Below are 278 nucleotides of genomic sequence, written 5' to 3' on the forward strand. Positions count from 1 at the left end.
TTACCTGGATGTTCTTCTGTTGAATCCGTTGGTAAGTTTGGATCGAACTCATCTTTGTGACCTTGCGGCACTTTTTCGCCACCGAACTCAATAATCTTATCTACTGGTTGTTTAGTGATTTCTTCTGTTGGTTGGCCTTCACCAATTTTTTCTCCTGTAATTGGATTTATAGTAATTGGCGTTGTGATCGTTTTCTCACCTGGACGACCTTCTTGTTTCACTCGTTCTTCACCAGGGTTTAAGTTTGGATTGAATTCGCGTTTTGTTTCAAATGGTAC

At 40.3% G+C, this 278-nt stretch carries 1 protein-coding gene; it reads right to left on the bottom strand.

All coding sequences use genetic code 11. The features are described 5' to 3' along the window. The coding region (locus CD113_RS10535) for a G5 domain-containing protein (protein WP_206167423.1) at positions 1-278 on the bottom strand (278 nt) is incomplete at both ends.

This window comes from Staphylococcus simiae (assembly GCF_002902085.1).
Classification (GTDB): Bacteria; Bacillota; Bacilli; order Staphylococcales; family Staphylococcaceae; genus Staphylococcus; species Staphylococcus simiae.